At 61.7% G+C, this 13,369-nt stretch carries 17 protein-coding genes; 5 read left to right on the plus strand and 12 right to left on the minus strand.

From position 1 onward, the window contains the following. The first annotated feature begins 84 nt into the window (after window positions 1-84). Window positions 85-750 (plus strand): hypothetical protein, encoded by a 666-nt coding sequence (locus tag CK206_RS19460; RefSeq protein ID WP_143337693.1) that lies wholly within the window; start codon window positions 85-87, stop codon window positions 748-750. A 32-nt stretch (window positions 751-782) separates the two neighbouring features. On the opposite strand, the gene CK206_RS19465 is transcribed toward CK206_RS19460, so the two are convergent. Next, complete coding sequence (locus CK206_RS19465) at window positions 783-1,523, minus strand: hypothetical protein (RefSeq protein ID WP_143337694.1); 741 nt, start codon at window positions 1,521-1,523, stop codon at window positions 783-785. Window positions 1,524-2,018: 495 nt separating this feature from the next. Between CK206_RS19465 and CK206_RS05630 the strand changes: the two genes are divergently transcribed. Beyond that, on the plus strand, window positions 2,019-2,654 hold the full coding sequence (locus CK206_RS05630; RefSeq protein ID WP_096905830.1) for a recombinase family protein: 636 nt from the start codon (window positions 2,019-2,021) through the stop codon (window positions 2,652-2,654). 225 nt (window positions 2,655-2,879) lie between these two features. On the opposite strand, the gene CK206_RS05635 is transcribed toward CK206_RS05630, so the two are convergent. The 4 genes from CK206_RS05635 to CK206_RS05645 form a co-directional block, all read right to left on the minus strand. Beyond that, window positions 2,880-3,284, minus strand: a complete 405-nt coding sequence (locus tag CK206_RS05635; protein WP_096905831.1) for a hypothetical protein — start codon at window positions 3,282-3,284, stop codon at window positions 2,880-2,882. A 149-nt stretch (window positions 3,285-3,433) separates the two neighbouring features. Further along, the gene (locus CK206_RS05640) at window positions 3,434-4,318 is read right to left on the minus strand and encodes an IS3 family transposase (RefSeq protein WP_205475956.1); all 885 of its coding nucleotides are present in this window, start codon (window positions 4,316-4,318) and stop codon (window positions 3,434-3,436) included. Further along, complete coding sequence (locus tag CK206_RS20085) at window positions 4,315-4,608, minus strand: transposase (RefSeq protein WP_205475954.1); 294 nt, start codon at window positions 4,606-4,608, stop codon at window positions 4,315-4,317. The genes CK206_RS05640 and CK206_RS20085 overlap by 4 nt, the downstream gene beginning before the upstream one ends. 150 nt (window positions 4,609-4,758) lie before the next feature. Next, a complete protein-coding gene (locus CK206_RS05645; protein WP_096905832.1) occupies window positions 4,759-6,018 on the minus strand; it encodes an IS256 family transposase in 1,260 nt (419 codons plus the stop codon). A 196-nt stretch (window positions 6,019-6,214) separates the two neighbouring features. Here CK206_RS05645 and CK206_RS19470 point away from each other — a divergent pair, with 196 nt between their 5' ends. Beyond that, window positions 6,215-7,045 carry a hypothetical protein gene (locus CK206_RS19470; protein ID WP_143337695.1) on the plus strand — a complete coding sequence of 277 codons (831 nt, stop codon included), beginning with the start codon at window positions 6,215-6,217 and terminating at the stop codon, window positions 7,043-7,045. A 103-nt stretch (window positions 7,046-7,148) separates the two neighbouring features. Here the strand turns inward: CK206_RS19470 and CK206_RS05650 are convergent, their stop codons facing one another. The 5 genes from CK206_RS05650 to CK206_RS05665 all read right to left on the minus strand — a co-directional run bounded on the left by CK206_RS05650 (window position 7,149) and on the right by CK206_RS05665 (window position 10,849). Then, window positions 7,149-8,036, minus strand: a complete 888-nt coding sequence (locus CK206_RS05650; RefSeq protein ID WP_096905833.1) for a hypothetical protein — start codon at window positions 8,034-8,036, stop codon at window positions 7,149-7,151. Window positions 8,037-8,402: 366 nt separating this feature from the next. Then, complete coding sequence (locus CK206_RS19840; protein ID WP_159981083.1) at window positions 8,403-8,564, minus strand: hypothetical protein; 162 nt, start codon at window positions 8,562-8,564, stop codon at window positions 8,403-8,405. 4 nt (window positions 8,565-8,568) lie between these two features. Then, window positions 8,569-9,054: a hypothetical protein gene (locus CK206_RS05655; protein ID WP_143337696.1), complete on the minus strand. Its 486-nt coding sequence runs from the start codon at window positions 9,052-9,054 to the stop codon at window positions 8,569-8,571. After that, window positions 9,054-9,452 carry a hypothetical protein gene (locus CK206_RS19475; protein ID WP_143337697.1) on the minus strand — a complete coding sequence of 133 codons (399 nt, stop codon included), beginning with the start codon at window positions 9,450-9,452 and terminating at the stop codon, window positions 9,054-9,056. The genes CK206_RS05655 and CK206_RS19475 overlap by 1 nt, the downstream gene beginning before the upstream one ends. Before the next feature lie 293 nt (window positions 9,453-9,745). Next, window positions 9,746-10,849: a phage/plasmid primase, P4 family gene (locus CK206_RS05665; protein ID WP_256385626.1), complete on the minus strand. Its 1,104-nt coding sequence runs from the start codon at window positions 10,847-10,849 to the stop codon at window positions 9,746-9,748. Here CK206_RS05665 and CK206_RS20090 point away from each other — a divergent pair. Beyond that, the gene (locus tag CK206_RS20090) at window positions 10,739-11,032 is read left to right on the plus strand and encodes a transposase (protein WP_205475954.1); all 294 of its coding nucleotides are present in this window, start codon (window positions 10,739-10,741) and stop codon (window positions 11,030-11,032) included. The two genes, CK206_RS05665 and CK206_RS20090, sit on opposite strands and share 111 nt — an antisense overlap. Next, on the plus strand, window positions 11,029-11,913 hold the full coding sequence (locus CK206_RS05670; protein ID WP_205475956.1) for an IS3 family transposase: 885 nt from the start codon (window positions 11,029-11,031) through the stop codon (window positions 11,911-11,913). The genes CK206_RS20090 and CK206_RS05670 overlap by 4 nt, the downstream gene beginning before the upstream one ends. A 14-nt stretch (window positions 11,914-11,927) precedes the next feature. Here the strand turns inward: CK206_RS05670 and CK206_RS05675 are convergent, their stop codons facing one another. Further along, window positions 11,928-12,413, minus strand: coding sequence for a hypothetical protein (locus tag CK206_RS05675; protein WP_096905837.1), 486 nt, complete (start codon window positions 12,411-12,413; stop codon window positions 11,928-11,930). Next, window positions 12,410-13,225, minus strand: a complete 816-nt coding sequence (locus CK206_RS05680; RefSeq protein ID WP_096905838.1) for a bifunctional DNA primase/polymerase — start codon at window positions 13,223-13,225, stop codon at window positions 12,410-12,412. The genes CK206_RS05675 and CK206_RS05680 overlap by 4 nt, the downstream gene beginning before the upstream one ends. Window positions 13,226-13,369 lie beyond the last annotated feature (144 nt).

The following is a 13,369-nucleotide window of genomic DNA, read 5'->3' on the forward strand; positions in this document are numbered from 1 at the left end:
CCGTTTTCTCACGCCGACGATGTCGTACCGCGCACCTATGCTGCTGCCCGAATGCAGATCAGTGTCCGACAATTAGGAGATCACGTGTTCGAGAGAATGATCGACTATCCGTGCGCGGTCGCCGAGGACGACCAAGCAAATGAAGGCGTTCGACTCGCCTGGCGCTGGGTCCTGGATCACGTATCTGAGAATTCCAAAGACGCTGTGCTTTGGGCTCCGCAGAAGCAGTCGCTCAGGGATAACCAACTCGCACAGCGCATCGCCGCTATGCCCGGTGTCAGGACTGCGACTGGACGAGGCAGCACATATCACGGCTCACGTGGACCCGTCCTAGCTCTATGGCCCGACATCGACGAATTGGCCACGATCTGCCACTACGGGGCGTCTGCGCTCGCCGTCGTCATGTGGGGCGAGCCGTTCCGACTGTGGGCGAACGAAGTCGGAGCCGAGTTCCTCTCCCGCGACCCGGAAATGCAAGACGAACCAGAGCCGACCTTGGAACCGGAAGTAGTCTCCGCGCTTGAGACCATCACCAGCCTGATCAACCAGAGCAACTCCATCGGAAGTCGCGGGTACGACAAGCGCGACACGGTAAAACCACTACTCGACCTCCATGATCGGGGCTTCCGGCCAGACGACAAACTCGTGCGGCAGTGGGCCGCAGCGCACGGCTGGCGCGGAGAGAACGTCGCACACCTCGGAAGCTACGTCCGCGACATCATTGCGGGTAAGCGACCTCAGATTAGGTAGGTGGGCGTCCCCCGAGAACCGGCAGCTTCTTTTCAAGGCTTCCCTCGCCTATCACCGATGGCGAGCGGCCCAGAACCCGGGCGGTGTGGCGGCTCGATTACGACCACGAAACGCCCTCCTACAGGGGAGAGGCCGCACCTCACCAACTCGGGCACATCGACCTGGCCAGACGGGAGTTCCCTGGCTGTGCGACGAAGGATCCACTGGGCCACGCGGGTAGGCACAAATGACTTTCCTTGAACCCAGGATTCATATCTACCGAGAGCGTCCGGTATCACCTTCTCACCCTTCGGACGCGGGAGCATCCTTACTGCGTGCGTGACGATCCCTCCCCGCCGGGATGTATCAGCCCACGTCACCCCGATCTTTGTGACAGCCACCCGATCCGCAGGCACGACTACCTGCGCAACAATGGTTTCGGTCGAACTGTCGAGTCGGAAGACACTCGGCGCTTTAGAGATCGGAACCCATTCGCTCCCAGATTTTAGGAACGCGCCTGAGGTCCATGCGTGGAAGCTGACATCGTAGAGAACACCTGGCCCTACGACGTCGAAGTTGACCACACAAGTTGCATACTTGCGTCCGTCAATCTCCCGGCTGATACCGATCTCCTGGACACCGAAGCCGATACCCATCCCAAACGGCTTCTTTGCAGTCACGAGCTGGTGGCGGACGACCTTGAGCGACAATCCCGCTACTAGAAGAGACACAGTAGAGACCGCGAGCGTGGCCAGCCCGAATAACGCCGACTGGTCTCCGAGTAGTTCTCCCATAGGGTTGAAGATTACTGAGGACGTCCGACACCCTCCGCTGCTCGCGCCCGTCCTGCCGTGACTACTGACCTACACTGCCTCGGATCCTTGGCATCGAGACACCTCAGCGACGAGCGGACCCGTCACTGGAACTCCGTGGTCACACTGCCTCAGAGGCCCGTCTCAATATCAGAGTCGCAAGCGTTACAAACCCACCAATTTTAACGACCTGCAGGTTTGAGCGCCAACCGTTGCCGTCTCGGGCACGTCCGCATGTCCACCCCAGAGTTTGGACCACCAGATCGACCCCCTCGACATCGCGGGGTGGCCCGATGGGCACCGACTAGTCGACCGGTTGCAATAAAAACCGGCCGTGGAAGACGCGTAATCAATGTGTCCGTTATCCACCGAATGTGACACCCATTCAGGCCGCACCGGTTCCCGCAGGCGGCAATGATTCACAACTGGTGTCCGTTATCTATTGAATTCGGACATGGAATGTGACACGGTAGAAGCATGGCCGCCACCAAACTCCCCGCCGAAAACCCGATCCGCTACGAGGGCGGCGACCCGACCAAGGTCGGATACGCCCGCGTCTCCACTGGGGACCAGGACCTCACACTGCAGCTCGATGCCTTGAAGGCCGCGGGGTGTGGCCGCGTGTTCTGGGACCATGGCGTCTCCGGCTCGACGAAGGCCCGCCCCGGCCTGGACGCGGCCCTCGGCCACATCCGGGACGGCGACACCCTCACTGTGTGGAAGCTCGACAGGCTGGGTCGCTCAACTGCCCACCTCGTCACCTTGGTCGAGCAGTTCCGCAACGAAGGGATCGGGTTTCACTCCGTCACCGACGGAATCAACACCGCCACCCCGGCGGGCGAGATGCTGTTCACAATCATGGCAGCGGTCGCACAGATGGAGCGGTCGCTCACCATCGAGCGCACCCGCGCTGGACTCGCAGCGGCCAAGGCCCGAGGACGGCAGGGCGGGCGGAAACCCTCGCTCAATCCGCGACAGGTGGAGCAGGTACGAAAGATGCGCGACGAGGGCGAGACCCTCGACGGGATCGCCGAGATGTTCGGAGTCTCCAGATCCACCGTCATCCGCGTGCTGAATCCCGACGCCAAGGCGACGAAGTCCCGGAAGACCTGACGCAACGCCTCCGCCCGTGAGCAAGGTCGGTAACGCCCGCCCAGGTCCGACCACGAGCATGGCCGAGCAGTCCCCGACACACTCAAGGTGCCGAGCGCCACCTCATGTCGAGCACCACGCCGACCTGCTTGATCGAATCTCGGCGACCGAGTTACAACACTCTATGGGACTTTACTGACCTAGAGACCACGTCAAAGATGCCGCACTTTGCTAAAGACTAGGAAACTAACCCTCCCGGTAGGCATCTCTCACCCTATCGACTTCCTCTAGGAAGAACTTGATGTCCTCTTCCCCAGAAGACATGCGGCGTAGATCTCGGGCGAGCTTGAAGAACCCTGCACCTGGCATACCGCCGGACTTGCTCAGCACAACGGCGGAGAGCATCACTTCTCGATCCGCGTAGGACCGCCTCGACACCTCGGCCAGCAGCACCGACATTCCATTCTGGCCCCGCCAAGTTCCAAGCTCGAACGGATCACCTAGGGCCTCATTGAGTTCAGAGTAGAAGGTGAAGTCCTTCTCCCTCCCCCTTGCCGGACGACGCGCCACTTCCGCGAGAATTTCCTCCGCTCTGTCGACCAGCTCCTCCCAGTCCCCGTCGTACCACTGGTTTCCCTTGTCGGCGCTCATAACCTCACGCTACGACGAAATCTGGACGGTTGTAGCCGGTTAGCTTGCGGTGGCACACCTACGCCCAGCCTGTTCCGAACCCGAATACCTCTATCGATAGCTGCTACCTTGCGACGACTGGAGTGTTCCCGCTAAAGTGGCCACTGCAATTAAGCGGCGAGTTCGTATATGTCTCTGAATCCTAGTTCAAACTCGGCTGGTGTCAAATAGCCCAGTGTGGAATGTCGTCGCGTCCTGTTGTAGTACTCCTCGATCCAGATGAATGTGCTCTTTTTGAGTGATTTGAGAGTGGGCCATGGGCGCGTGTGAATGAGTTCCTTCTTGTAGCTCGCGAAGAATGATTCTGCGACCGCGTTGTCGAAACAAATGCCAGTTCGCCCCAATGATCGTCTGATATTGTTTTCACTGCAGTATTTGTCGAAGTCGGTGGACGTGTATTGAGTTCCGCGATCGCTGTGGAATATGACTTCTCCGGATGGTCGACGGCGAGCGATGGCCATGTCCAGTGCGTCGGTGACCAGCTCGGTGCGCATGTGGTCGGCCACGGCCCATCCGACGACCATCCTGGAGTGCAGATCGATGACCGTGGCCACGTACGCCCAGCCGTTCCAGGTCCGCACGTAGGTGATATCGCCGCACCACTTGGTGTTCGCCTCTGCCGCCGTGAAGTCGCGGCCGATGAGGTCAGGTGCGGCGACGGGGCTGTCTCCGGCGACGGTGGTGCGCTTCCACGCCTTCGGGTGGCGGCCTTCCAGGCCTGCGGCCTTCATGAGCCGCCACACCCGCTTGTGCGAGGCCCGGTGGCCGCCGGCGGCGAGCTCGGCGCGCATGCGTCGAACGCCGGGACGGCCGTTGAGGTGCTCGTAGTGGTGCTCGATCAGCGCTGTTAACTCGTCGTCTCGGAGGTCTCGAGCTGAGCGGGACGTGCCGCGCCACTTGTAGTAGCCAGAAGTCGAGACGCCGAGTTGAGCACACATGAACGTGACCGGGTAGGAGTTGGATTCAGCCCAGTCCGCGATAGCCGCGAATTTCACCGCGGGTCTTTCGCGAACCAGGTCGCTACTTTTTTTGCGAACTCCGCCTCCATCCGGGCGTGCTTCACTTCTTCGCGGAGGCGCTCGAGTTCTGCCCGCTCGTCCTCATTCAACGGGCGGTCAGAATCGCCGTTTCCCTCGTCTCGAGTCTTCTTCACCCATTTCCCCAGTGTCATCTCGTGAACGCCGATACTGCGTGCAACTTCGGCGATCGTACGGCCATCGTCGATGACCAAACTTACCGCGTTGGCCTTGTACTCGGCAGTGAAGCTCCGACGAGTCGATCCCATAATCCGCTCCCTCTATCTTGGGGGAACTCACCGCTCATCTCCGGGTGTCCACCAGAACGGGAACGGTCCAGACGAGGAAAGTCGACAACCTACTCAACAAGGTCAAGCCCCTGGAAGTGGTGTAACTGAATGGTGATCCTTCGTGGGTGGTCAGGCGGGTAGTTGCATCAGGTCATCGGTGCTCACCTCCGTCGGCGAGCTGGTGGCGGGGTCGGTGGTCAGGGTGAGTCGGCAGCGGCTGAGGACTTCGAGACCGAGGTAGCGGCGGCCTTCGGCCCATTCGTCGGTCTGCTCGGCCAGGACGGCGCCGATGAGGCGAACGATGGCATCCCGGTTCGGGAAGATCCCGACCACGTCGGTGCGGCGTCGGATCTCCCGGTTGAGCCGCTCGGTGGGGTTGTTGGACCAGATCTGCCGCCACACATCGTCGGGGAACGCGATAAACGCCAGCAGGTCCTCGCGGGCATCGCCGAGGTGGTCAGCAACCTCGGGCAGTCTGCCTTCGGTGTAGTCCAAGAGCCGGTCGAACTGGGCATTGACAGCCTCGGCGGTGGGCTGGTCGTAGACGCTATGCAGCATCGCCTTCACGGCCGGCCACATCGACTTGGGGCACGCGGCCATGAGGTTTGCGGCGTAGTGGGTGCGACAGCGCTGCCAGGCGGCCCCGGGCAGGTTCGCCGCGATCGCCTCGATCAGCCCGGCGTGGGCATCGGAGGTCACCAGCCGGACTCCGCCCAGGCCACGGGCCACCAGGTCGGCGAAGAAGGTGTTCCACGAGGCCTTCGTCTCGCTGGTGGCGACTTGCATGCCCAGGACCTCGCGGTGGCCGTCACCGTTGACCCCGGTGGCCAGCAGCACCGAGGCTTTGACGACCTGCTTGTTCTCCCGGACCTTGATCGTCAGCGCATCGGCGGTGACGAACGTGAACGGTCCGGCCTCGTCCAGGCGCCGGTGCCGGAACGCCGCGACCTGCTCATCGAGGTCTTCGGCCATGCGGGAGACCTGGGACTTGGACAGCGAGTCGATGCCGAGAGTTTTGACCAGCTTGTCCATCCGGCGGGTGGAGACCCCGGCCAGGTAGCAGTCCGCCACGACGGTGATCAGCGCGGATTCGGCCCGCTTGCGACGCTCGAGCAGCCACTCGGGAAAGTAGGAGCCCGAGCGGAGCTTGGGGATGGCGACGTCGACGGTGCCGACCCGGGTATCCAGGGGCCGGTGGCGATAACCGTTGCGGTAGTTGGTGCGCTCTGACGAGCGGGCGTTCCACTCGGCGCCGCACACGGCGTCGGCGTCCGCGGACAGCAGGGCGTTGATCATGGTCTGCAGCAGCTCGCGCATCAGATCCGGTGACGCGTCGGTCAGGGCTTGGCTAAGCAGGCCTGCAGGGTCGACAATATGGGGTGCGGTCATCGTGATGACTCCGTTCGAGGATTCGGTAGAAGGTTGACTCGAAGGATCACACGGTGGCCGCTCTACATCCGTACACAACACGGAATCGCAGACGATCTCGGCCACCGAGTTACACCACTCTATGGGGCACTACTCTCAACAAGTTGAGTCACGGGTGCATACACTCGAAGTTCGCACCAAGCGAGGTGGACTACAGATGACCAACGACCAGCTTGGCCCCCATGACTTCAGCTCCCCCGGCCCCCACGAAGAAGCCAATCAAGGCCAGACCACCTGGAAATGGGTGGCGATTCTCGCCTTAGTGGCACTGGGGATCGCCATCGCGGTAGCAGTCATCGCGCTAACCCGACTGGACGCCTCAAGCGGGGCCTCAAGCGGGCTGGGCGGAGGCACAGCGTCGGCTCCCGAGAGCCCTAGCCCAGAATCCGCACAGCCCCCCGCCCCGACTCAATCGGACAGGTCGTTCGTCATGGATCAGCAAGGTTGGCAGGACTCCACTGCACGCTGCGACGGCACCGACAGGACCCTTGTCACTGCTCGCACCGAGTACGCCCTCATCGCCATCTGTTCAACAAACAGCAGCCTCGTCTACAAGGGCGAACGCATACTGCAAGGGGTCTCCGTTGAGATCGGCAATCTCATCGTCGATGGCTGGGGGTTCAGAGCACTAGATAACGGCGTGGAGTATCGGGTCACCGAGACAGAGTTGACTACAAGTTCGGGAGGCTCCGTTCTTTCGGAAGACCCATTCATCGAGTACCGAGGCAACGACCAGTCCCAACCCGCCCGCACAGACTTCCTTCCACAACCTCAATCACGCTCGGTGGTTCCACCGTTGCCAGGCGCTTCAAACGAACCAAAAAGTAGCGAGAGCCCGAACGGCACCGGCGAACAGAACGGCTACGGGAAGTACGAGTCCTGGGGCGAGTACGCGACACATTGGCAATGCGTCGTGAACTACACGCCATCCCAGATCTGCCGAGAGCTTGTAGCAAAGTACGGACCAGAGGCCGAAGGGGTCAGATAGGGGCTCCGCCGGCGGGCGCTCACGGGAGCGGGGACACGGTTACTCCTCCAAGACCCCCACCGTCCCAATGCGGGAGAATGGGGTCTCATTGGTACCTCCGGGGTCAGTATGGAGAGTTCGCGTTGCAATACTCGGCGGTGTTACCCGCCTCGATGCAGTTGCTCCAGTAACTCGCATCAGCGAGATCCTCGGGGCTATAGGTGATCGCCGGGGAGCCGTCCTCTAGGAGGTACGGGCCACCTGCAGACTCGTTGCAGGTATCCAGGTAGGTCGTGGTGCCGTCTGACATCAGCGCAGTCCCGTCAGCTAGCTGGCACTCCACGAAGGTTGGGGCGGCAGCCGGGGCCGCAGCGGCAGGGGCCGGGGCAGGGGCAGGAGCAACCTCGGATGTGGGCTCAGCTGCCGGCTCAGTCGCCTCTGGCTCGCCCGCCAGATCGAACTGCGAGAGGTCGAGAACGTAGGTCTCCGTCGGCACCGGTTCCTCAGCGGAGACGTGCGGCTCCAAGATGATCTCCGAGTTCGGGTCGACGTCCTCCTGGAGCCAGAGGACTCCGCGATGCTTCTCGCCGGTCCTCACGCGGGTGGCGGACAGCTCCTCGTAGCCCTCACAGTTGACGGCAGCGATGCTCCGGTTCTTCTCGATGAAGCCATCTGCGGTGCGCTCGTTGACGCCGTTAGGGACAAACCCCTCGCCGTTGCCCGACTCGACCTCGACATCCATCTCGATCCCGATGAAGGTGTCGTACTCCACGTCCGTGTACGGGACCGGCCCGCAGGTCTCGGGGCGGAACACGTCGGTGACGGTGACGTGTGCGACGTAGTGGGGACTGTTGATCGTGAACGGCTCCCCCACCACGATCTCGTGCTCGGCGACGTCCACTTCGGTCGTAGCGGGAGCGGCGATCTCCGGAGCCTCCGACTCGCCGGAGCCGCTACCGCAGCCTGCGAAGACCAAGATCGTTGTCGCTGCCAGCAAGACGATCTTCATCATGATTGGGCCTTCCGAGGTAGTCACTCGTTCCCATCCTCGTACTTAGGAGCACTGATGACAGCGGATTCTGCACTATGCCTACGACAAGACCTCACTAATTTGGTCCCGGAAGCACGCACCAAACGAACCCCACGCGCGCCAGCCAAGTGGCCGGGAGCTTCCTCGGGGTCTGCTCACCAGCCTCCGCGATGCCCGGTAGATCAAGCTCCGAGAGGTTCAGACCGAAAGACTCGGTCACCACCGATCATTAGCGGAGTCCTGGGATTCGGTAGGTAGCCGACGCTCCCCGGAGCGGGGTAGCCGTGCGGGATCTTCTTGTGGTGGTGGGAGGGGTCCAAAATGGCCGATCATGGTCTGGGGGGCAAGTCACGACTGCTCCTTCTCGGCCTGCTCCCCCCGCTCTTGCTCGGCCCATAACCGCTTGCTGGTGACCTCCCACCGCTTGGACAAGGCGTAGCTGACCCCGTTCTTCGGAGAGATGAATCGCCGGACGAACACGTCCCAGAAGTCGGTCTCACGATGGTGCACACCCCTACTGGTTTTCCTTCCAGTAGATCTTGGGCCACTCAGACTTCGGAGGAAGGTTGTCGATGTTCGGCTTCTGCCACTCGGACTTCGGAGGCAGATGATCTGGGCTGATGGCCTCGGATACCCGAGGCTTTGAGACGGAGTCGGTAATGACCCACTCGGCCTCGAACTTGCTGGGGTGGGAGCCGTAGATGAGACCGAACACCGAGAGGATCATCCAGTCACCCCGCTGCACGTCCTGCTGAGCCGCTCCCTTGTAAGCGCCGTACCGAAAGGCCGGGGGGTACCAGCCAGCATTGAGATGGGGCAGGATCCGCCACTCGTAGGCGTCGGAGTCCCCGCCCTTGACGACCAAGTCACCGAACATGTGCTCGATGACTTCGTCGTTCTCAGGGAGAGCACGAACGGCCATATACTGGTTTTGCCAGTCCCGCTCCACGTCGCCCCTGTCAAACTGATCTTTGGTGACGATAGCTACTACTGCGCTCATCAGACGGCCTCCCAGCCGGTTGCGACCTCGATGTCCGAGATCATGTTTTCAGGATCCTCCAGCAGCTCCAGCACCTCCGGGCGGGCGTCGTGGCCGCCGATGTAGTCGAGAAGACCTCCTGCATCACGATGAGCTGGAAGTTGGCACGGTCTGCCTCCCCGAGCAAACCTGTGCGGGCTTGTGAGGTTCTCCGTAGCGACTTCCACGTACTTGAGCGGCTCGTCCCGGCGTCCCGGCTCTCCCTGACGCAGGGGCTCCGGAAAGTGGGGCCTGAGCTGGGCGACTCGGGGACTTATTAGCACCGCGGGCCCATCACAGATCGCCGCCATCGGGCTCGTCGAAAGGGCCTCCACCATCGAGCCGGTGACCCACGCCGGGAAGCGAAGACGATGTGGCATCCGACACCTGTGTCTCTAGCAGCTGCGCCGACAACCGCGGGTTAGCGACCCTGTCACAGTTCTCACGGGGTCTCACGTCAGATTCACACTTACATCCGGGGGCATATACCCAGTTCAGGACGCTTTCAACACACTTCTCACACTTTCCCCAAAAAAGGAGATACAGGGAGAAGGGATACATAATAGGAAACGGTTTCCGAAAGATCGCGTGAGAAGCGTGAGCCCGTCCGACCAGCGGAATTGCTCTCTCACTTCCACGCAGACCTCGGTTGAAACCTGTGTGAGGGCCACAGTCACACCTCCCCTGCTGCAGCTCGGACCCTGCTTGCCAGGCGGACGCCGTTAAAGAACCGCCTGTTCCGACCTATGTCGGGGTCGTACTGGGAGACTGACTTGAGGTGAGGCCGCGCGGCGCAAATGTCCTTGGTCATCCCCGACTTGGACGTCGGAGAATGTCCGTTGCGATCCCGCCACATGCGCCACCTATCGAAGACGGCATCCGTGCTGACGCGCTCCCCGGGGACCTCCACGAGCTCCTCGGTTAAGAAGGCAGCAACAGGTGAGGAGAGGTCATCCATCACTTCCTGGTCCTCTAGTGAAGATAGTGGTGGGACGAAAGCGCCACGCTCGTCGAGACGATCCAGCCCGTCCAGCGCCCAGTTAAAGATTCCGGCGAGCTCTGCCCTCAGGCGTCCCTCCATGCCTGTGTCCTCGTTACCGACGAAGGATCGGGTCATCGAGACGATGAGGAACCTCTTGGCGAGGGCCTGTGAGGCGTCCCCCAGGCGTGGCAGCTCATTAGTCATGAGCATCAGGCGGGCAGGTAGCTTCCCGATCCACGGTTCCTTGTACTTCCGGTTAGCCGCCACGGTGTCTTCGCCCGAGATCGTCAGCAGCCGCTCCACGAGGACCTGCGAGTCCTTGCGCATACGGGCATCGGAGACCAGCGCGAGCGAGGAACCTACCAGGGGAGCCAGACCGAAGTCAGTCGCCAGGGATGCCAGGGAAGGGCCGCAGACGTTCTTCCTGCCCACCAGGGCGGTGAGGATGCGACCTATTACCCCCTTACCCGCACGCGGTGGACCAACGAGCATGAATATCTTCTGGAGGTCGGTGCGCCCGCTCAAGACGTATCCCATCCACTCCTGGAGCGCCCGCACAGCCTCCTCGTCCTCGGGCCAAATCGAGCTCATGAAGCTGTCCCAGACAGGGCAGGTGGACCGTTCCCGTTCTGGTGGACACCCGGAGATGAGCGGTGAGTTCCCCCAAGATAGAGGGAGCGGATTATGGGATCGACTCGTCGGAGCTTCACTGCCGAGTACAAGGCCAACGCGGTAAGTTTGGTCATCGACGATGGCCGTACGATCGCCGAAGTTGCACGCAGTATCGGCGTTCACGAGATGACACTGGGGAAATGGGTGAAGAAGACTCGAGACGAGGGAAACGGCGATTCTGACCGCCCGTTGAATGAGGACGAGCGGGCAGAACTCGAGCGCCTCCGCGAAGAAGTGAAGCACGCCCGGATGGAGGCGGAGTTCGCAAAAAAAGTAGCGACCTGGTTCGCGAAAGACCCGCGGTGAAATTCGCGGCTATCGCGGACTGGGCTGAATCCAACTCCTACCCGGTCACGTTCATGTGTGCTCAACTCGGCGTCTCGACTTCTGGCTACTACAAGTGGCGCGGCACGTCCCGCTCAGCTCGAGACCTCCGAGACGACGAGTTAACAGCGCTGATCGAGCACCACTACGAGCACCTCAACGGCCGTCCCGGCGTTCGACGCATGCGCGCCGAGCTCGCCGCCGGCGGCCACCGGGCCTCGCACAAGCGGGTGTGGCGGCTCATGAAGGCCGCAGGCCTGGAAGGCCGCCACCCGAAGGCGTGGAAGCGCACCACCGTCGCCGGAGACAGCCCCGTCGCCGCACCTGACCTCATCGGCCGCGACTTCACGGCGGCAGAGGCGAACACCAAGTGGTGCGGCGATATCACCTACGTGCGGACCTGGAACGGCTGGGCGTACGTGGCCACGGTCATCGATCTGCACTCCAGGATGGTCGTCGGATGGGCCGTGGCCGACCACATGCGCACCGAGCTGGTCACCGACGCACTGGACATGGCCATCGCTCGCCGTCGACCATCCGGAGAAGTCATATTCCACAGCGATCGCGGAACTCAATACACGTCCACCGACTTCGACAAATACTGCAGTGAAAACAATATCAGACGATCATTGGGGCGAACTGGCATTTGTTTCGACAACGCGGTCGCAGAATCATTCTTCGCGAGCTACAAGAAGGAACTCATTCACACGCGCCCATGGCCCACTCTCAAATCACTCAAAAAGAGCACATTCATCTGGATCGAGGAGTACTACAACAGGACGCGACGACATTCCACACTGGGCTATTTGACACCAGCCGAGTTTGAACTAGGATTCAGAGACATATACGAACTCGCCGCTTAATTGCAGTGGCCACTTTAGCGGGAACACTCCAAGGTCGCCTCGGGGTCGTAGTCGAACGGGACGGTGACGAAGTTGAACAGCGCGGGGGTGTGGCTGTTTAGCTCCCTGTTCGTGATGTGGACCAGGCCGTTCTCGCACGAGACGAACTCCCCTGACGGCGGGTGATTGGAACCGTCGATCCAACTGTGGGGCTCGGTGTCAGTGTCCAGGTAGCAGACGGCCTGCAGCGCTTCGATGAGGTTGCCAACCTTGTGTCTGTTCGGCGACCACGGCTGGTGAGTGCCCCCGGCGTCGGTATAGACCACTGGATCAAGGATCTCGTAGAGCTGACTGCGCAAACCCCCTCGGTCCAACTCCTTCCACCTTGTCCCGGTCCAGTGGTAGAACTCGCCCTGCCACCAACGCAGGGTCATGGTCCCGTCAGAGCTGAAGTGCTCGCGAACCAATTGTTTGGCGACCGAGGCGGGGGCACTGGGTGAGTGGTAGACCGAGGAGCTCATCGGGCCACCTCCACACGGGCAGGTGCCTGACGGGCAGAGTTCATCGTCGCTTCGATCTCGTAGGGGTCCAACCCGTTGCGCGCGGCAGCATCGGCCAGAAGGTCGAGAACATACTCGCCCGCGTCCTCGTCCAGAGCTCTGCAGGTGGCCCAGTACAAGACGTTGTTCCGCTGGCCCACCTCAGCGGCCAGAACGACTCGTATCAGCGAATTGAAGCTACCCCTAGGGCGGAGCCAGGGCGCGGCCGCTGGAGACACCTGGGTAGGCACATGAGGCTCAGGGAGCCGCACTACCCGGCCCACTAGGTGCTCGGGAAGGACGGCGATCTCCTTAGAGACCACGACCTCGTACCGGCCACCGTCAGGATGGAGCGACGGGGGCATCACCAGGTAGCCCGAGTTGCTCTTCACATCGATGCCCCTGGCACCGGTAAGAGCTCCTCGGACCCTGCCCTCACAGGGCAAGCGGTACCACAAGTGCGCTCCCCCGCCACCTGAGAGCATCATCAACGTCCGACGGATCGGTTCCAACTCGTCCAAGTCGCCCCCGCTGCGAGGGTCCACGTCAAGCACGACGTACCCCTCGGGAGGCCGGACTCCGATGTTGGCATCGGGGACCTCGGACCACCACTGGTCGATAGTGTCCAGGTTCGTCGTCGCGTTGTGGAGCCCATTGGGAGTCATGGGATTCTTGCCCCTCGGGACCAGCCGCAGAACGGACCATCCTCGCTGGGCATACCCGAGCGCGTGCTCACGCATCGACAGCGCTTTAGGAGACGCCACCAGCTCGGAGGCGATGGTAAACTCAATCACTGAGAACTCTCTCTCACGATGTAGGACGGCCCCCCGAGTGAGCGCCTGGGGGGCTTCGTCGTCTTATGTGTGCGTGTGGGCATTCGTCGCAATCCAGGAGTCAACATCCTCGGGGCGATAGAAGACCTTGCGCCCGAGCTTTAT

It is taken from the genome of Dietzia sp. WMMA184 (assembly GCF_002441635.1).
GTDB classification, from domain to species: domain Bacteria; phylum Actinomycetota; class Actinomycetes; order Mycobacteriales; family Mycobacteriaceae; genus Dietzia; species Dietzia kunjamensis.